Below are 18,655 nucleotides of genomic sequence, written 5' to 3'. Positions count from 1 at the left end.
TCTTACCCCGGCTGGCGGCCGGGATAAATCCCACCATAAGAGAAGAAACTGCCGCGATTCCTGTCAGCAAGAAAAGGGGCGGGCTCATCAAGCCCACCCTTCTGTGGAAAACACTTCTGATAGTGCGAAAAGTCTAGTTGCTCGCGGCCGTGACTGCTGCGTCGAGCATCTCGAAATACTCATCCACAGAACGATAGCGATCCATTTTTTCACCATTCAGAACGAAGCTTGGCGTAGAGTTTACCCCTGCATCCATGCCGGCCTGTCTTGAGGCCTGTACTTTCTCGGTGATTTCAGGGCGACTGACGCAACTGCGGAAGGCGCTTTCATTCAGTCCGGCCTGCGCGGCATATTTCAGAATCTCTGCGTCACGGTTGCTGCTCATCCAGGTATTCTGGTTTTTGAACAAAGTGGACAGCATAGCAAAATAACCATCTGCTCCGCGCCCTTCTGCGGCACAGCGTGACAGGGCGAATACAAGATAATCAAGGCGTTGCAACGGGAATTCGCGGAACGTGAAGTGCACCTTGCCGGTGTCGATATATTCTTCTTTCACTCGCGGAAACATCGTGGCGTGGAATGTTGCGCAATGCGGGCAGGTGAGGGAGGCATATTCCACCATTTTGACCGGCGCGTTCGGGTCTCCCATGCTCATCTCAGCCAGAGCGAGGGAATCGCCTGTGGCGGCTGGCGCGCTGTCACCGGGGGCCGGGTTCGATGTGACAGGCTGTGTCTGGGCGCTTGTCTGTGTGTCGGATATTTCTGCCGCATCAGCGCCGCTGTTCGATTTACCGCAAGCAGAAAGAGCAAGCGCGCAAGCCGCGCCGATGAAAAACAGTCTGGAGGTAAGCATGATAGGCTCCTGTCCTTGGAATAACTCTCCCGCAAAATTGCTGATCACGGGCCGAAAGACAAGAGGTAGTGCGTCCTCGGCGGGCAGACTATCCGAGGTTTCATGAAGTCTCCAGGAGTCCTGCCCCTTCCAGTATCTCAAGTGCCGGCTGCATATAGTCCCGGTAACGCTGCCAGCGACCCACCGAACTGGCGTATAGAGGTTGCCGAACCTGCGCAGAACTGGCGGTTGCGACCGGTGCTGCGTTTTCATGGAAGGAAATACAGGCCGGATCCCAGTCCAGAGAGCAGAAGTTGATCAGCCGCCGGGCTTCGGTTTCAATATCCGCCACGATATTTTCGTAGCTCACCTCGGTAAAATGGGTCGCCGGGAGCTGCTCCCGCCAGTGACGTATCAGTTTATCGAAGGCGACATAGTATTGTGCAGTGTCTGCCAGATCGAACGAATAGTTGTAGTAGGAAAAGCCGGTTGCAAACATTTGCCGGTAATTGCTGAGGACACTATCTGCCGGGTGTCGCCGCAAGCAGATGATTCTGGCGCTCGGCAGGGCCTGGTGAATGAGCGCCGCACAGAGAAAATTCAGCGGCATCTTGTCAATAACGAAACGCGTATCCGGGATGATCTTTCGGGCCGCCGCTATATAGTCTTTGCCCACAAGGCTCAGGTCCGCTGTGCCGGCGGCTTCCAGCGTTTCTGTATCCAGCACATAGCGAGACTTTGTGCCGGTCGCTCGTTTCAGTGACAGGGAGAAATCAGTCAGTTCCCCGGCAGAGGCTATTTCCGGGTGACTGGAAAGAATACGATCAACCAGAGTTGTGCCGGTGCGCGGCAAGCCGACGATGAATATCGGACTGGCATCATCATGGCCCCGATGTCTGACAGTTGCGGTGTTTTTGGCTGCAGTAAACAACGCGGCGTCCCGCGCGGTGTTATAGGCGATTTGTCGCTTTTTGCCTGCCTTGGCGCGGGTTAGCCAGGTCATAGCCTGCGCGGGGTTGCCAATGTCTTCATAAGCCTTTGCCAGAGCATGGCCCAGTTTCAGCGCTGCATCAGCGTCATCACTGGCACTCTCAAACATCGCTTCAAGTGCCGGAATGTCATTCTGCTCACTGGTTTGTTTCGTGATCTGCGCCGCGGCCGCCAATGCGCGGGCATCGTCAGGTGTTAATTCAAGACAGCGTCTATATGCCGTATTTGCTTCCTCCATTTTGCCTGCAAACTGGAGGGCGGCCCCGAGATTGTAAAAATACGTGCTGGTTTCCGGCGCTTTGCGCGTTGCTGCTTCATAAAAGGTGACTGCTTTTTCGTGAAGCCCGGCACGACTGAAAACAACCCCGAGCGTATCAAGCGTGAAAGCATCCTCTGGCTCAAGACTGGCAGCTTTCGCTGCTGTATCTATCGCCGCATCCCGGCGGTTAAGGGCAATCAGACTGCGCGCTTTCTGGGCAAAAGCGCTGGCAGAGGGGCTGGCCTGGTTCTGTGCCCTGTCGAACAGCTCACAGGCCTTGGTGTGATTGTCATGATCTGCCGCAAGTATCCCAAGGAGGTAGAAGGCCCGGTATGCGTTCGGGTCCTCTTTCAGCACCCCCATGCATAGCGTGTGCGCTTCTTTATAGCGTTGTCGCGCGAGCATGATTTCAGCTTCATCAAGCCGAGAAGTGTGTGTGGCGTTTTTAAGGGGGTTGGAAAATTCCGACATATTATGGATGGTTATGCTAAATGTGTGTCAATTTTGCATCGCAATATACGAATCAGGCCGCGTTTCAGTAGCGTTAACTTGCGCTTAACATGATCGGCGCTTTACCGTCACATAAAGTTAACATTAAAAAGAGGGTAAACACATGGCAAAATCTCTGCTTCTTGGCTCGGCTAGTATCGCTGTTATGGCGACAACAGCCCTGTCTGTCACCGCTTACGCACAGGATACGGGCGCATCTGCGCGTGACGATGATACGATCATTGTTACAGCGACAAGGCGTGACGAGACGATACAGGATGTGCCGATCAATATTGCTGCTGTTGGCGCTGAACAGATCCAGGAACAGGGTTTTGATGAACTGGATGATTTCCTCGCCTATGTACCCGGCATCAACATTGTTGACCGTGGTGGCCGTCAGGGTAACCCGATCATCGTACGGGGTATCAATGCAGACCCGCTGGGCTCTGGCGACGGCAATAATAACGGTGGCGGTACCGTTGCGACATATGTCGGTGAAATCCCACTATTTATCGATCTGAAACTGAACGACCTTGAGCGTGTAGAAGTATTGCTCGGACCGCAGGGCACACTTTACGGCGCGGGTACCTTGGGTGGCGCGATCCGCTACATCCCGAAAAAACCTGACTTTGATATAGATAGCCTGTCTGTTCGCGCAGAAGCCTATCAGTATTCAGAAGCAGATGACCTTAGCACAGACTTTGGTTTTACATTTAATAAGACGTTTTCAGATACATTTGCGATTCGTGGCTCGCTGGATATGCGCGATGATTCCGGTTTTATCGACCAGCCATTTCTAGTTCAGCAAATTGGTGTTTCCGACCCGGATCCTGACTTCACAGATCCTGCAGCAGTTTCTGCTAATCTTCGCCGTGCTAATGATGTAGACAGCGAAGAAACACTTTCTGGTCGGATTGCCGCGCGTTGGCTACCAACTGATTGGTTGGATGGCACGCTGACTTATTACTACCAGAAAGCTGATATTGGCGGGCGTACAATTAACAGTTTCCGCTCAACTGTACCTGCGGGTCGTTATGAGTCCGGGACGCGCGTGCCAGAGCCTAATGAAATCACTAACGAGCTTCTCGCTTTGGAAGTTGTTGCTGATCTCGGGTTTGCAGAACTGACGTCTGCGACAGGCTTCAGCAAGTTTGAGGATGATGGTCAACGCGATCAGACCGATCTTTTGATTACCTTGGAATACTCTTATGAGCTTTTCCCCTCTTTCACCTCGTTTACACGTGAAGTAGGTGAGGAAGAGCGTTTCAACCAGGAAATTCGTCTGGTTTCTACTACTGATAGCCGGTTCAACTGGATTGTTGGTGGATTTTATAATGACTTCGAATCGGTAGGGTCTTCTTCAGAGTTCACCCCCGGCTATGATACTTATGCGATCAATACGTTAGGTTTCGGATTTTTGGTAGATCGCCCTGATGATCTTGAGTACTTCTCTCAAGGCGTAACAGAGCTTGAAGAAACGGCTTTCTTCGGTGAGATAGGTTATGACATTACCGACCGCTGGACGGTGACGGTAGGTGGGCGCTATTACGACTACGAGTTGGTAACATTTGACCGGGTCGATTTCCCTCTTTTTGATGCGGGCTTCACTGCGCGCAGCTTGAGTGAAATTGAGAGTCAGCTTCCAGGCGACCCATTTGCATCTTCCGGCGGCCAGTCAGATAGCGGTACACTGTACAAGTTCAATACGTCTTATGACGTTAATGATGATGTGCTTGTCTATGCCACTGTCAGCGAGGGGTATCGTATTGGTAACTCCAACGGTGTTGGTACGTGTCCTGATTTCGACCCCAACACACCGAATAACCAGGGAGCTTGCGCGCTCTTGCCCGGACAGGAGTTTTTCCCAGGCGGTCCAGGCAATGTTTCCAATCGCGATGAAACGCAATACGGGCCGGACCAGACAACCAATTATGAGTTAGGTATAAAGTCGACACTCGCTGATGGTGCCCTGACCCTAAACGGCGCAGTATATTTCATCGAGTGGACTGACCCACAGGTCAGTTCCGCTACCGTTAATGCAAACATCCCCATCATTGTGAATGCTGAAGGGGCAGAATCAAAAGGGTTCGAACTCTCTGCTGACTGGAGGCCAACAGATCAACTTAATCTTCGTGGTAGCTATAGCCATGTTGAAACCGAGTTGACCGATCCAGTGCCTGATCTTGTACGAACAATCACACCTCCTGGCTTTGGTACAGCTTTTGAAGATGGTCAGTCTGGTGACAGATTGCCGGGTGCCCCTGAAGACCAGTTCTCCGTTTTCGCATCTTATGATCAGTCTCTTGAAAACGGAAACGATCTTACATGGAACTTCGGCTACGCTTACCAAAGTGATGTTCTCAGTCGTGCAAACAGCCGCGGAAATGGTTACGTCCTGGACGGGTTTGGCATTGCTAATGCTTCCATTGTTTATGACGCTGGAAATTGGTCAGCTACATTATTCGCCAATAACCTTTTTGATGAGTATGCTGAGACAGGTGTAACAGGCAATGATCTGTTTAATCAGACTGTAAGCGATTTTGATGGTGGAGATGTTAATGTTCGTACATTCCGCATCAATGTTGCTCCGCCTCGTGCAATTGGTATTCGTCTTAATTGGGATATTGTAGGCGGCGAATAAGCTTCAAATCCCATCTAATTTTGAAAAAGGCCCGGATATGTTCCGGGCCTTTTTGCTTCATGGATGCTCGATGCTGGTAAGAGAGCCTGTGCTATTCTTTCAGAAGCGCTTTCATGCGGTTGAGAGCGGTTTCAAGATCACCAGCATCAGGATTTTCATCTGCGCGATTCCGTGCTGGTGCAGCTACTTCCGAATATGCAGATCTCTGGGCGAGACCAGCTTTGCCGGTTTGACGGATGGTCACTCGAGCAATGGCATTGGGGCCGAGATAGGCATTGACCTTCTGTTGCAGGATACTGAGCTTGTAATTGAGCTGCATTCCGGCGGCGCCATTGGCGACGGCTACTTCCAGCGATTTTGCGCGCCCATGCGTTTTGGTCTGCAGCGGGCGGCAAAGACGGGCGAGGTCAGGCCCGACAATCTCCTCCCAGTTGGCTGCAAGGCGCGGATCCATGGCACCTGACTTTTTGGCGAGCTGCGCCAGCAGGCGCGACATTTCCCGGCTCAGATGCGGTGCGCCGGAGCGCGGCGGTTTGGTCTTGATCGGCCCTTGCAAAACGGCGTGTCCTCTTTAAGCCTGATCATACTCGCACTTGCTGATCGAAATATCAAAATTTCCATGGCTTCTGTTCAAAATTCAAAAGGTATTGCAGCGCCTCTTGGCATCTCAAAGCCGTTGTTGCGCTGGTATGACCGTCACGCCCGAGAATTGCCGTGGCGGATCTCTCCCGCGGATCGCAAGAAAGGCATGCAGCCTGACCCGTATCGTGTGTGGCTATCGGAGATCATGCTGCAGCAGACGACGGTGGCAACTGTCACCCCACGCTATCAGCGCTTTCTCGACCTGTGGCCAACCCTGTCAGACCTTGCATCAGCACGTCAGGAGGAAGTGCTCGCAGAGTGGGCGGGGCTTGGCTATTATGCCAGAGCGCACAATCTGCATAAATGTGCGCAAGTCTTGCAGCAGGATCATGACGGTCTGTTCCCCGAGACAGCGCAAGGCCTGCTTGCCCTGCCAGGGATCGGTCCGTACACGGCGGCTGCTATAGCGGCGATCTCGTTTGACGAACCTGCGCCGGTGATGGATGGCAATATCGAGCGGGTAATGGCAAGGCTTTATGCGGTTGAGACACCTCTGCCTGATGCCAAGCCAGTATTGCGAGCATATGCTGCGCAAGAAACGCCTGTCAAGCGACCAGGCGATCATGCGCAGGCGTTGATGGATGTCGGCGCAACGATCTGCACACCGCGCAAACCAGTTTGTTCACTCTGTCCTTTAAGCCAGTTCTGCGGTGCGCAATCGCGCGGTATTGCTGCTGATCTGCCCCGAAAAAAGAAGAAAGCAGATAAGCCGACGAGACATGGAACCGCGTTTGTGATTCGTCGCAAGTCGGACAATCATGTCCTGCTTGTGCGGCGCGCGCCCAAAGGTCTGTTGGGAGGGATGCTGGCCCCGCCCACGACGGACTGGCGGACTGAAAAATCGATTGATCCATCGCCGCCCTTCAGGGCGAACTGGCAGAGCCAGAATAAAGTAGTGCGACATACCTTCACGCATTTTCATTTGGTATTGGAAGTGCAGGAAACGATTGTGGCAACACACGCAAAGCTCGACCTTGAAGGGGAATGGGTGGCGGACCCCTTGACGGCAGGATTGCCAACAGTTTTCCGTAAAATCTTCCTGCCTTCAGGCGGTTGACCGGGGTGTCCGAGGAAGCTTCTAACCTTTAATATGGGTTTTTATAGCTTTATCAATTTCGCGTAATTCTTTTCCGGATAATGACTGGTTGAGCGGTCGAAGGTTCGTGTGCGGCTTGTATGGAACCTGAAACAGGTCTGGTCTGTCGTCACGTAAATACTGTGACGCTATTTCGGTATTATGCTCATTGTATGTATCGATGAACGCGTGCCTCTCTGTCGGAGACATAATATGATCCTTGCCCAGCTTTGCGTAGACGCCCTGTGAATATATCTCCAGAGCCCGCATAATGGTCGAGAATTCTGTTTTGGTAACTTCTCACCAGGCAAGATATCAAGGGCATAGCGGATTGCGATATTGCAAAGAGAGATATTTTTCTGCCGCAAAATCCTGAAATCTGAACTGTCTTTAATGCTCATTATGTTGAGCAACATATCTTCAAGGCCGTTTTGCCAGGTGCTCGGTTCAAAGGGAATGACAGTAATATTTTCGCGGCCAAAAATTTCTGCCATCAATGTCAGTTTGTCGAGATAGTCCAGTCGCTTCAATCGCGCCCGTATATAAGCATCCGCCGCACCTGTAGACCCGCCTGCTTTAACATCCTGCCGATAAAGTGCATTCATGAAATCATCTTGCCGTCGCAACAGGACGATCACTCTGATGTCGTAATCGGAGAAATCCTCTCTGAACTTGCGAAGTTTCTTCCGACAGCCCCAGAAGGCTTCAGACGAAAGACAGAGACTGTGCAAGTCAGGTGCTTCATCCATTGCCCGCCCGATCTTGCGCATGACCTTGCCGCGCGGAATCGGCTCTACCCATGCGAGAGGGTGCGTGCGATAATTATTGGCGATATAATGATGCCCGGGCGTCTTGTCCGATAGGGCGGGGTAAAGGATGCCATGCTTCGCCAGCACTTCGCGGTTACGATAGAGGAACCACTGGATGGTCGAGGTGCCGGTTTTCGGGGTGCCGACATGCAGATAAAGATTTTTACGCATCGCAGATGCACTAAAGTGATTTTTAACAGCGGTTGCAATATTCTTATCCAGTAGCAGTGTAAAACTCAGTTATCGAAGGCTGGTTCAACGCTGACTCTTGTTGCCTTCATAATTCAGCATCCACGGGGTGCCGAACCGATCTGTGAACATGGCGAACCTTTCCGCCCAGAAGGATTCTTCAGGGGGCATCTGTATTTCCAGTGCATCTTTTGAGAGAGTGGCAAAAATGCGGTCGAAATCTTCCAGCGACCGGGGTTCAATCTGTACCCGGAAGCCTTGTGGTTTGCTGTACATATCTGGTGGTGAGTCTGACGCCATGATTGTCATGCCACCAACCTGTGCTGTCAGGTGCATGATAAGGTCATCACCACCCGGCATGCGTTGCGAAGGATCAGGCGCATCACTGTTGCGCATGGTAAAGGCAATCTCGCCGCCCAGGGTTTCAATGTAGTGAGGAATAGCTGCCTCACAGTCACCATCGAAAAAAAGATATAGTGCGTGGTTCATGCAAACCTTCCTTGTATCAATTGGCCGGAATTATCGATAATACAGAAAAAATAAACAAGCTGTGTCAATGAAAAAACTTGTGAATGACCATTCTATAGGCCTGGATTTGACGCAATAGCTTGTTTACTTGCTGTCAAGCATCCGCTGGGCGTGATGAGCAAATTCACACAATAGCGGGCGAGTATCGCGCGGATCAATAATGTCTTCAATGGAATAGTGCTCAGCGGAACGGAAGGGTGAGCGCACTTTGTTTAGTCTGTCGCGTATAGTGTTTAGCGCGACTGCCGGGTCATCCGCTTTTTCCAACTCTGACTTGTAGGCAACTTCAATGCCGCCATCGAGGGGCAGGGAACCCCAGTCACCCGATGGCCAGGCAAACCGGTACTGGAATCGTGTATGGTCTGACATGGCAGAACCGGCAATGCCATAAGCTTTCCGGGTAATGACGGTCGCCCAGGGAATGGTCGTTTTGTAAATCGCATTCATGGCCTGTACGCCATACCGGATCAATGCGTTCTGTTCCGCCTCGAGGCCGATCATGAAGCCGGGATTGTCGACCAGATTGACGACCGGTAGCCGGAACAGCTCAGCCAGTTTGACAAAGCGTTCTACTTTCTCTGAAGTCTTGGCGGTCCATGAGCCGCCAAGATAAGTCGGGTCATTGGCAAGGACGGCGACAGGCCAGCCGTCCAGCCGGGCAAAAGCTGTAATGCTTGCGCGGCCCCAACGCCGGCCCATTTCAAATACGCTGTCCTTGTCAAAAATACTGCTCAGAATACGCCGCATATTATAAGCCTGCCGAGGGTCTCGGGGGACAGCGCTGATCAGGCTTTCGTCTTTACGTGTCGTGGGGTCATCAATCTGATGCCGCGTTGCGCGTTCATGGCGAGAGGCAGGAAGGTAAGACAGGAAACGCTGGCACAGTGCAAAAGCCTCTGCCTCGCTTTCCGCTTCCTCGTCCACAACACCATTGCGGGCGTGGATCTGCGAGCCGCCCAATTCTTCCTTGGTCAATTCTTCACCAAGAAATGCGGCCACTGCAGGTCCCGCGGAGAAAAGCTGTGACAGGCCACGCACCATGATCGAATAGTGGCTGGCTACAACCCGCGCTGCACCAAGACCGGCTGTGGGCCCAAGTGCGAGGGAAACAACAGGCACCGTTTCCAGGTTTTTGATGACATGTTCCCAGCCCGGCACATAGGGCACATAGGTGAAACCCATATCCTCGAGCATCTTCACTGAACCACCCCCGCCGGTGCCATCAATCATCCTGATTAATGGCAGGCGCAACTCATAGGCCATCTGTTCAGCCTGAACGAATTTTCTGTGTACGGCTGCGTCTGCAGCACCGCCCCGGACGGTGAAGTCATCTGCACTGGCGACAACTGGTTTTTGATTGATCAGTCCCCGACCAAAGATAAAGTTGGACGCTGCAAAGCCTGTCAGGTCACCGTTCTCATCATAGGTGCCACGCCCGGCAATTTTGCCAATTTCGCGAAAGCTGTCTCTGTCAAGCAGGTGAGCCAACCGTTGTCGTGCATCCAGTTTGCCGCGCTCGTGCTGGCGGGTGACTTTTTCATCACCACCCATCTGCTCGGCCAGCTTGGCGCGGGCCTGCAGTTCTTCAAGTTCTTTTTCCCAACTCATGGGGAGAGCCTATCCGGCCTTGTGCCCGGCTTCAATTCTCCAGGCCAGTTTTCAACCGTGTCTTGTCGCCGGATTTCAGATTACTGCGAATGCGATCACGCAAGTGATCAAGTGGTTTCAGTCCCTGGTCTGTTTCCACATGCCAATAGGTCCATCCGTTACATGCCTGCGCATTCTGGGCAAACGCGCCAATTTTGTGGATTGATCCTTGCGCGGGCCCGGCTTTCTTGCCTTTATTATCCAGTTCAATGGAGCCGTCGGCTTTCACCCGGGCGATTTTGGCGGAACGCTTAAGTTTTGAGGAATATAGTTTCTCACCGGGCCGTACCAGTCCGGTTTCAACCAATTGCCCGAAGGCCACCCGCGGCGCATTGCGCGGTGAGGGGGTTGGTTTCAGGTCTTCTGCATCCAGCACGCGCGTTTTGGCAAGGCGTTCCCTGGCTGCCGCAATATAGGCAGGGTCCCGCTCAATGCCAATGAAATGTCGGCCCAGTGTTTTTGCCACTGCGCCTGTTGTGCCGGTGCCAAAGAACGGGTCAAGAATAATATCGCCCGCGTTCGTCGTTGCATTGAGGATGCGATGCAGCAGAGCTTCCGGTTTTTGTGTCGGGTGAACTTTCTTGCCGTCCTCACCCTTCAGGCGCTCCTGTCCAGTACACAGAGGAAATTCCCAGTCAGAGCGCATCTGAAGGTCCTCATTGCCGGTCTTGAGGCCGGTGTAATTGAAAACCGGCTTCGACTTCTGGTCACGTGCTGCCCAGATCAATGTTTCATGTGCATTGGTAAATCGGGTACCCCGAAAATTAGGCATAGGATTCGTCTTGCGCCAGATAATGTCATTCAACATCCAGAAGCCAAGGTCCTGTAGAGCAGCTCCAAGTCGGAAGATATTATGATAGGAACCAATTACCCAGATTGCCCCATCCGGCTTCAGGACGCGCCGTGCTTCTTTCAGCCAGCCATTCGTAAACGCATCATAGGCGGCAAAACTGTCAAACTGGTCCCAGTCATCATCCACGCCATCTACACGCGAGTTATCGGGACGGGACAGGTCGCCGCCCAGTTGTAAATTATAGGGCGGATCAGCAAAGATCAGGTCAATGCTGTTGTCAGGCAGGGTTTGCAGCTGGGTGATGCAATCCCCTTCCAGAATACAGTCCAGCTGGCTTGTCGTCAGCTTTGCAATCTTTTTCTTTTGTCCTGCCATGCCGGTCTGTCCCTGAGGTTGTCGTCAGATCAGCATAGTGAGTCGCCGGGATTCTGCCGTCAAGAATTTATTGGTTAATATCGTAATTATTCCGTGCGTTAACCAATATTAACGGTTTGCGGGCGTGTTGTTGAATCAAAATGAAACAGGTTACTCAGCAGACAGGGCGTAATCGAAAAACTCAATCGTAAATTCCTCGTCGAATTTCTGGAACATCGCCTCTCCGCTTGCTTTATTATAATAGCTTTGCAGCAGGGGTACTGGCATGTCGGGAAACTTCGCAAAGCGTTGTTCAACGATCAGTGTCTCAACTTTTGCGACCATGGCAGGTTTGAACGGTGCGCGTGCGCGCATTAAGATAAGGCTGATATGTCCCTGATCGGTGTCCAGATGAAGGGTCATCTCAAGGGCATCCTTCATGGCTCTGGGCATCTCGCCATCTTCATCGGCGATGTTTATGGCGTAAATCTCTGCGGTGTCAGTTTGCTCTAAAACGGCGCTCACGCTCAATTTATCACGGGCGTCTGCGTAGGTCAGTTCACCCGGCTTGCTGATTTCGTTCTGTAATTCTGTGATGCCGGTGAGCGTCTCTGAATCCAGTTCACTGATATCTCCTTCGAGCAGCGTCCATGTCCCGGTGTCGGCATTATATCGATAGACCAGAGCGCTTTCACCCGGGCTTGATGCACGCATGGAAAAAGACGGCTGAAAGTCGCTATAGGCTTCTGCATCTGCAATGGCTGCGTCAAGCGAAGCGGGCAGCTCTGCCGCTTTGAGAGGGATGGTCAGGCAGAAGCCGACGAGCAGAATGGCGGAATAAAACAGGGCGCGCATGGGATAACCTTGATTGCAGTTATTTTGAGAACGCTAGGAAAAGAGATGCGTTACTGACAGTTAATTCCCGGTCATGCGACCCGTCTGATCAGCCTAGCCTAACAGAGCGCTGCGTCACTGGCGCCAAGCCGGTTGCGGACCGGGGCAAATGAGCGCCGGTGATGGGGCGTGACGCCCAGACTGTCGAGGCCTTCACGATGCGCTTTTGCACCATACCCTTTATTGCTGTCCCAACCATAACCAGGGAACTCGCGGGATAACTCCAGCATCATCCGGTCGCGCGTCACTTTGGCAATGATTGACGCTGCCGCGATGGATTTTGATTTCGCATCACCCTTGACAACCATATAGGCCGGGCAGGGCAGTTTGGGTTTTACGGTGCCGTCCACAATGCAGGTTGCCGGGGCGACGGGCAAATGTGCGGCAGCGCGGGACATGGCCAGCATGGTTGCCTGCAGAACATTGAGGTCGTCAATTTCTTCGACAGAAGCAATGCCGACGCCAATGCGGGCGGTTTTCCACAGCGCATTGGCAAGATCTGCACGCCGTTTTGGGCTGAGTTTTTTTGAATCTTTCAGGCCGGCCGGTGTGCAATTCGGGTTGAGAATGACAGCCGCTGCCACCACAGGTCCTGCCCATGGGCCGCGTCCGGCCTCGTCTATGCCGGCGACAAGGCCTGGCAGCGAATCTTCAATCTCGAATGTTGGCAAGAGTACTGTCACGCCAGACCTTAAAAGTTAAAAAAGTATTAACAGCATATAGAGCGCTCGATTCTGAGGCAAAGGCAAACATCTGCCTGTCTTGCGCTCTGGTGTCGTTATCCCTAGCCTGCTGAAACCAGCAGTTGAAAGATGCCATGTTCAAGACAGTCAATCCTGTTCTCGCCGTGATCGACATGGCCGAGAGTATCCGTTTTTGGCAGCGGCTCGGGTTTCAGGTCACTTTTTTTGACAGGGACAGTGCAGAACTATCCGATTATGCAGGGGTTGCTCGGGAAAATATCGAGTTCCATCTGCAGACTTTCACACCTGAGCAACGGGGCAGTAACAAGGCAATATCCGTGCGCGTACAGATGGAAGATCTGGACTGTCTGAAAGTACTGTATGAGGAATGGCTGCCGCTTGAAATCATTTCTGCCCGGCTTGATGAGAAGCCCTGGGGGACAGTAGAATTCGGGTTTTATGCGCCTTGTGGTACAGCTTTTTTCTTCTATGTGGACAGATGATGCACCATGAGTGGCACTGTCTTGCGAATGAAGTCCGGCGTCGCGACAAAAATCCGGCAAAAGGTGAGGCGGGTGATCAGTTACCTCGCAGGTAAGTGCATAGGCGCGCTTTCCGGACTATAAAGATTACCTGAGAGGTAGGTATTTTCATGACATTGCAATTCGGTGATATTCTGAAGGAATGGCGTGGCATCAGGCGCATCAGTCAGCTTGACCTCAGTCTTGAGGCTGACACGTCCTCCCGACATGTCAGTTTTCTGGAATCGGGTCGTTCCAGACCCAGTCGGGGTATGATTCTGAAGTTGGCGGAAGCGTTGCAGATGCCCCGCGCTGCGGTAAACAATGCGTTGCTGGCGGCGGGCTATGCGCCTGTTTTTCCTGACCTGCCGCAGGACCATGAAGCGCTCGCCCCGGTTCATGCGGCAATTAACACGATGTTGCAGAGCCACATGCCCTATCCGGGGGTTGTGGTTGACCGGCATTGGGACCTTATCAACGCCAATATGGCGGCGATGCAGATGTTTGCTGCAGCCGGCCTCACGGGCGTCAACAATATGGTCGAGATGCTGATCGTTGATGACCCGGAAAATTCCATCATTGTTAACTGGCCGGAACTGGCATCCCTCACCCTGGCGCGTCTGAAAACCGAAAACCTGCATTGTGGTGGTAATCCACGATTGCAGAAAATGATTGCCGACCTTGCCGGTCATTCCCGCTTTGAAGGGGAAGATCTGTCGGCGGTTGATCTTTATGCGCCTGTTATCCCGATGGTTCTGCGCATTGGTGACATGCAACTGACCCTGTTTTCCACCATTGCACAGTTTGGTACGGTGCAGGACATCACGCTCAGTGATTTCAGCATTGAGCTGATCTTTCCGGTTGATGATGCAACGCGGCGCTGGTTTGAGAGCCAGGCTGAAAACGCCGACACACCGTCCTGAGAATATATGGGGCTGGTACACCCCGGTTGCAGCCGGGTAAATCATCCGAACAGGTCTTCCTGCCCGGAAATTTTTGAGGGTACACGGAACTGACGGGTATCCAGCGGCAGGCGGTCGCGACCTGTGTTCAGGTCCAGGCGCTCGGTCACCTTGCGAAAGCGCTGCATCATCAGCTTGGCATAGGTGCCTTTGACTTCAGCCCCGCGCGCCCAGTGTGGATCATAGTCTCGTCCCCCATTCATGTCGCGGATGTGCCGCATCACGCGCCGGGCGCGGTCCGGGGCAAACGCCTCAAGCCATTCCTGCCACAATTGTGAGATTTCATACGGTAATCGCAAAATGGTATAGGTGGCGTAGCTGGCACCAATTTCAGCCGCTTTTTCAATGATTGTCTCCATTTCCGGATCATTCAAACCAGGGATCATCGGGCCGGTCATGATGCCGGTGGTAATCCCTTCCCCCACCAGCCGGCGCAGGGCTTCAAAGCGCCGTGCGGGCGTAGAGGCACGTGGCTCCATGGCGCGCGCAAGTTTGCGATCCTCGGTCGTAATCGAGATCATGCATCTGGTCAGGTTCTTCTGCCCCATAGGCCCCAGAATATCGAGATCACGAATGATCAGGTCTGATTTTGTCAGAACCGACACGGGATGATTGAACAGCGACAGTGTCTGCAGGATATGCCGCATGACAAGAAACTGTCGCTCAATAGGTTGATAGGCATCGGTGTTGGTGCCAATCGCAATCGCACGCACCCTGTAATTGGGGTTGGACAGTTCCTACTCCAGCAGCTTGGCCGCGTCCGGCTTGGCAAACAGCTTTGTCTCAAAATCAAGACCGGGCGACAGGCCCATATAGGCGTGGGTGGGCCGCGCAAAACAATAGACGCAGCCATGCTCGCAGCCTCGATAAGGGTTTATGGAGCGATCAAAGCCCACATAAGGCGACTTGTTGAATGTGACGATCTTGCGCGGCGTCTCAAGTGTCACGCTGGTCTTGACCGGTTCCGGCATATCTTCATGCCAGCCATCATCAACTTCCTCGCGCTTCTCACTTTCGTAACGCCCGCTATCGTTAGACCGCGCACCACGATCCTTTTCCCGGGTAGGCAGTTTGGCAGGACGGAAGGAAAGGGTCGTGGCGCGGGTCATGATAGTAATATACATATTCTATAGAACAAAACAAGAACAAAGTTAATATCTATGTCATTTTTCGTACTGTGGCGCAGCAAGGCCGGCGTGGGGGCTCGCACGCATTGGTGAACAAGCGTCATTGGCGGCGATGTTGTGGTTGCAACCGGTTTCCGCCAAGACGGTTAGCAATTCGGGAATGAAGGTCTTCATGATCACTGTTGTCATGCCAACGCTTAACTCTGGTGAAATGCTGGAACGCTCTCTGCCGACGTTGCTGAGTGCAACGCTGCAGGGCATGATCTCACGCGTAATCATTACAGATGGTGGTTCAACGGATCAGACGGAAGCGATTGCGTCTGCAACAGGGGCGGAGTTTGTTTCGGGTGAGGCTGGCAGGGGCGTGCAGCTTGCGGCCGGCGCTGAGGCGGCGCGGGCTTTTCAAAAAGCGCATGACTGGCTGCTTTTCCTGCATGCCGATACGGTGTTGCAGGAAGGTTGGGAGAAGGAAGTTGCAAGTTTCATGATGGCGGCGCCGCACGATATGGCGGCCTATTTCAGTTTCCGGTTTGATGAGAATGTCTGGCAGGCACGGATTGTGGAAGCGGGTGTCTGGTGCCGCTGCCGCGTATTGTCCCTGCCTTATGGCGATCAGGGCCTGCTGATCTCCCGTGCATTTTACGACACGCTTGGCGGGCATGGGGCGATGCCGTTATTCGAGGATGTGGATATTGTCCGGCGCATCAGGAAAGCGGGCAGACTGCGACAGCTGCGTGCCGTTGCGACGACTTCTGCGGCCCGGTACAAGCAGAATGGATATTTTCCACGCGTCTGGAAAAACCTGAATTGCCTGATGTCCTATTATCGCGGTGTGCCGCCTGAGAAAATACTGGAGAATTATCAGTGAGGGGAATGTTGAATAACGGCCAGCCCTGGCAGCAACGGCTGGTCATGATGGTGAAGGCCCCCAAGGCGGGACGCGCCAAGACCCGGCTTGCGCGGGATATTGGCAAGGCACGGGCCGCCGGTTTTTATCGTCATGCAACCTCGGCACTGGTGACCCGTCTGGGGACTGACCGTCGCTGGGAAATGGTGCTGGCGGTGGATCCGGTGAGCGCGCTCTATCAGGACTGGACGTCAGTCTGGCCCGCGCATATCGCCCGGGTGGCGCAGGGCGGCGGCGATCTGGGTGACAGGATGGGTCGCCTGTTTCAGGATATGCCACCTGGCCCCATCGTGATTATTGGCTCTGACTCACCCCATGTCAGCACGGACCTGATCACTGAGGCTTTCGCCCGGTTGCGTGGTAATGATGTTGTGATCGGCCCGGCACCGGATGGCGGTTACTGGCTGATCGGGTTGCGCCGCGCAAGGCATGCACCCGCACTTTTCGAAAATGTCCGCTGGTCCACGCAGTACACCCTGGAAGACACGCTCGCGACATTGCCGGACAGTTTCCGTGTCGCAACGCTGCCGGTTCTCGCCGACATTGATGAAGGTGAAGACCTGCAGGCGAACCCGGATGTATTGATCCGGTCACAGGCGGTGCGGGCGTGAATGCACGCACCTGCCTGCTTTAGGATACTTAGCCTGCGGCCGGGATGAACGTCAAAGCCACGCCGTTATTGCAATAGCGCTTGCCTGTTGCGTCAAGCGGGCCATCATCGAAGCGGTGACCCTGATGGCCGCCACATCGGGCACAGTGATATTCAAGACGCGGCACAATGATCTTGTAGTCCGTCTTGAAGCCAAGCGTGTTCGGGATATAATCAAAAAACGATGGCCAGCCGGTGCCGCTGTCATATTTCGTGTCTGATTTGAACAGTTCCAGGCCACAGCCGGCGCAGGCAAAAATGCCGTCCCTTTTTTCATCATCCAGCGGCGAAGAGCCGGGACGTTCAGTATCTTCCTTGCGCAGGACGCGGTACTGGGCGTCGGTCAGGCGTTCTTTCCATTCCTCGTCGGAAAGCTGCCATTTGTCATAATCAGGGATCAGGGCGCGATCAGGTTCGCCTTCTTTGGCATTCGCGCCGCCAGCGGCAGCGCCGCCCAGAAGTCCGCCTAAAAATCCACGTCTGCTCATTTTGCTCATTATCTCCTCCAAGGATGTCTGAAGATAGATAGAAGACTTCTGTCGCAAGGGAAATGCCCCCTGACGCAGGTGTGAGAGAAGGTGATGGGATGATTTTTTTGAAACGCTGGGGGCCTGTGTGATTATACATATCACGCGGCAGTTTCTGGTTCTCCGTAACGCTCAAAACTGCCCGAACCCGAGGGCGAGCAGGATCATCAGGCCGGTTTCACGATTGGCTTTGAATAGCGCGAGACAGGTGGCGGGTTTGTCCTGATCGAGTGTCCAGGTCTGCCAGATCAGATGAACTGCGGGGAAGAGCAGGGCGATATAGAACCATGGCCCGAGGCGAGCCAGCAATCCTGCCAGTGCAGTGAAAAAGATCATGCCTGTATAGAAAACCAGCAGCCACTCCCGGGTTTTATTCTGTAACCGGCGGGCGGTGGACCTGACCCCGATCAGGGCATCATCCTCCCGGTCCTGATGCGCATAAATAGTGTCATAGCCAAGGGTCCAGAAGATGCCGGCAATATAGAGATCGACGGCTGCCCAGTTCAATTCACCGGTCACAGCGACCCAGCCGACTAGGACACCCCAGTTGAATGTCAGGCCAAGCCAGGCCTGAGGCCACCAGGTAATGCGCTTCATGAACGGATAGGCCGCAACCAGCGCCAGCGCCAAAAAGCCGGTGATGATAGCGGTGCGGTTGAACTGCATCAGTACCAGAAGGCCGATCAGGCACAGGCTGACAAGGAATATCCAGGCCTGTTGCAAGGTAATCTGCCCTGAGGGCAAAGGGCGACTGGCTGTGCGGCTGACTTTGGCGTCAATGTCCCGGTCCACGATGTCATTGTAAACGCAGCCAGCGCCCCGCATTACAAAAGCGCCAATCGCAAACAGCCCGCCGAAAAAGAGGTATGTCCAGAAATCCTTGTTCATGGCACCGCCAGCAAGAGCTGCCAGACTGAGGCCCCACCAGCAGGGAATCAGCAGCAGCCATGTGCCGATGGGCCGATCTGCCCGCATCAGGCGCAGATATGGCTGGCTGGCTGGCGGCATCCTTTCCACAAAACTGCGGCGAGGGGCGTCTGGCGTCGCTGATGATGCAGGACTCTGGTCAACCAAGGTCAAAACTCCTTACATATAGGCCCTGACTCTGGACCTGTTATGATAACGCCATCAAGTCAA

19 protein-coding genes are annotated in these 18,655 nt (G+C 53.5%); 6 read left to right on the top strand and 13 right to left on the bottom strand.

The features are described from left to right. Positions 1 to 133: 133 nt before the first annotated feature. Positions 134 to 853: a DsbA family protein gene (locus RAL90_RS12820; RefSeq protein WP_306251239.1), complete on the bottom strand. Its 720-nt coding sequence runs from the start codon at positions 851 to 853 to the stop codon at positions 134 to 136. A 100-nt stretch (positions 854 to 953) separates the two neighbouring features. Beyond that, the gene (locus RAL90_RS12815; RefSeq protein WP_306251237.1) at positions 954 to 2,552 is read right to left on the bottom strand and encodes a tetratricopeptide repeat-containing sulfotransferase family protein; all 1,599 of its coding nucleotides are present in this window, start codon (positions 2,550 to 2,552) and stop codon (positions 954 to 956) included. A 142-nt stretch (positions 2,553 to 2,694) separates the two neighbouring features. Here RAL90_RS12815 and RAL90_RS12810 point away from each other — a divergent pair, with 142 nt between their 5' ends. Beyond that, complete coding sequence (locus RAL90_RS12810; protein WP_306251236.1) at positions 2,695 to 5,211, top strand: TonB-dependent receptor; 2,517 nt, start codon at positions 2,695 to 2,697, stop codon at positions 5,209 to 5,211. 91 nt (positions 5,212 to 5,302) lie between these two features. Here the strand turns inward: RAL90_RS12810 and RAL90_RS12805 are convergent, their stop codons facing one another. Continuing rightward, entirely contained in the window at positions 5,303 to 5,767 is a 465-nt protein-coding gene (locus RAL90_RS12805) for a DUF721 domain-containing protein (protein ID WP_306251234.1), read from the bottom strand. 63 nt (positions 5,768 to 5,830) lie between these two features. Between RAL90_RS12805 and mutY the strand changes: the two genes are divergently transcribed. Beyond that, on the top strand, positions 5,831 to 6,910 hold the full coding sequence (mutY, locus tag RAL90_RS12800) for an A/G-specific adenine glycosylase (RefSeq protein ID WP_306251232.1): 1,080 nt from the start codon (positions 5,831 to 5,833) through the stop codon (positions 6,908 to 6,910). A 167-nt stretch (positions 6,911 to 7,077) separates the two neighbouring features. Here mutY and RAL90_RS12795 read toward each other — a convergent pair whose 3' ends face one another. From RAL90_RS12795 to RAL90_RS12770, 6 genes are all read right to left on the bottom strand, one after another. Then, positions 7,078 to 7,908, bottom strand: coding sequence for a hypothetical protein (locus tag RAL90_RS12795; protein WP_306251230.1), 831 nt, complete (start codon positions 7,906 to 7,908; stop codon positions 7,078 to 7,080). Between the two features lie 84 nt (positions 7,909 to 7,992). After that, positions 7,993 to 8,415, bottom strand: a complete 423-nt coding sequence (locus RAL90_RS12790; protein WP_306251228.1) for a glyoxalase/bleomycin resistance/extradiol dioxygenase family protein — start codon at positions 8,413 to 8,415, stop codon at positions 7,993 to 7,995. Positions 8,416 to 8,538: 123 nt separating this feature from the next. Beyond that, the gene (locus RAL90_RS12785; protein WP_306251226.1) at positions 8,539 to 10,062 is read right to left on the bottom strand and encodes an acyl-CoA carboxylase subunit beta; all 1,524 of its coding nucleotides are present in this window, start codon (positions 10,060 to 10,062) and stop codon (positions 8,539 to 8,541) included. Between the two features lie 31 nt (positions 10,063 to 10,093). After that, on the bottom strand, positions 10,094 to 11,269 hold the full coding sequence (locus RAL90_RS12780) for a site-specific DNA-methyltransferase (protein ID WP_306251224.1): 1,176 nt from the start codon (positions 11,267 to 11,269) through the stop codon (positions 10,094 to 10,096). Between the two features lie 150 nt (positions 11,270 to 11,419). Beyond that, positions 11,420 to 12,103: a hypothetical protein gene (locus tag RAL90_RS12775; RefSeq protein WP_306251222.1), complete on the bottom strand. Its 684-nt coding sequence runs from the start codon at positions 12,101 to 12,103 to the stop codon at positions 11,420 to 11,422. A 98-nt stretch (positions 12,104 to 12,201) separates the two neighbouring features. Beyond that, positions 12,202 to 12,825, bottom strand: coding sequence for a ribonuclease HII (locus RAL90_RS12770; RefSeq protein WP_306251220.1), 624 nt, complete (start codon positions 12,823 to 12,825; stop codon positions 12,202 to 12,204). Positions 12,826 to 12,959: 134 nt separating this feature from the next. Between RAL90_RS12770 and RAL90_RS12765 the strand changes: the two genes are divergently transcribed. After that, positions 12,960 to 13,328, top strand: coding sequence for a hypothetical protein (locus RAL90_RS12765; protein WP_306251218.1), 369 nt, complete (start codon positions 12,960 to 12,962; stop codon positions 13,326 to 13,328). A gap of 149 nt (positions 13,329 to 13,477) precedes the next feature. Beyond that, the gene (locus tag RAL90_RS12760) at positions 13,478 to 14,269 is read left to right on the top strand and encodes a helix-turn-helix domain-containing protein (RefSeq protein WP_306251216.1); all 792 of its coding nucleotides are present in this window, start codon (positions 13,478 to 13,480) and stop codon (positions 14,267 to 14,269) included. A 41-nt stretch (positions 14,270 to 14,310) separates the two neighbouring features. Here RAL90_RS12760 and RAL90_RS12755 read toward each other — a convergent pair whose 3' ends face one another. Further along, on the bottom strand, positions 14,311 to 15,021 hold the full coding sequence (locus tag RAL90_RS12755; RefSeq protein ID WP_306251214.1) for a radical SAM protein: 711 nt from the start codon (positions 15,019 to 15,021) through the stop codon (positions 14,311 to 14,313). A 24-nt stretch (positions 15,022 to 15,045) separates the two neighbouring features. After that, positions 15,046 to 15,417 carry a hypothetical protein gene (locus RAL90_RS12750; protein ID WP_306251212.1) on the bottom strand — a complete coding sequence of 124 codons (372 nt, stop codon included), beginning with the start codon at positions 15,415 to 15,417 and terminating at the stop codon, positions 15,046 to 15,048. A 190-nt stretch (positions 15,418 to 15,607) separates the two neighbouring features. On the opposite strand from RAL90_RS12750, the gene RAL90_RS12745 reads away from it, so the two are divergent. Further along, entirely contained in the window at positions 15,608 to 16,303 is a 696-nt protein-coding gene (locus RAL90_RS12745; RefSeq protein WP_306251210.1) for a TIGR04283 family arsenosugar biosynthesis glycosyltransferase, read from the top strand. A gap of 5 nt (positions 16,304 to 16,308) precedes the next feature. Continuing rightward, positions 16,309 to 16,953, top strand: a complete 645-nt coding sequence (locus RAL90_RS12740) for a TIGR04282 family arsenosugar biosynthesis glycosyltransferase (RefSeq protein WP_306251209.1) — start codon at positions 16,309 to 16,311, stop codon at positions 16,951 to 16,953. A gap of 28 nt (positions 16,954 to 16,981) precedes the next feature. On the opposite strand, the gene msrB is transcribed toward RAL90_RS12740, so the two are convergent. Next, positions 16,982 to 17,479, bottom strand: a complete 498-nt coding sequence (gene msrB / locus RAL90_RS12735) for a peptide-methionine (R)-S-oxide reductase MsrB (RefSeq protein WP_306251207.1) — start codon at positions 17,477 to 17,479, stop codon at positions 16,982 to 16,984. A gap of 171 nt (positions 17,480 to 17,650) precedes the next feature. After that, entirely contained in the window at positions 17,651 to 18,592 is a 942-nt protein-coding gene (gene ubiA / locus RAL90_RS12730) for a 4-hydroxybenzoate octaprenyltransferase (protein WP_306251206.1), read from the bottom strand. Positions 18,593 to 18,655: the final 63 nt, after the last annotated feature.

This window comes from Parvularcula sp. IMCC14364 (assembly GCF_030758415.1).
Taxonomy (GTDB): Bacteria; Pseudomonadota; Alphaproteobacteria; order Caulobacterales; family Parvularculaceae; genus Aquisalinus.
The sequence above is the reverse complement of the archived record's forward strand: the minus strand, read 5'-3'. Positions and strand labels throughout refer to the sequence as shown.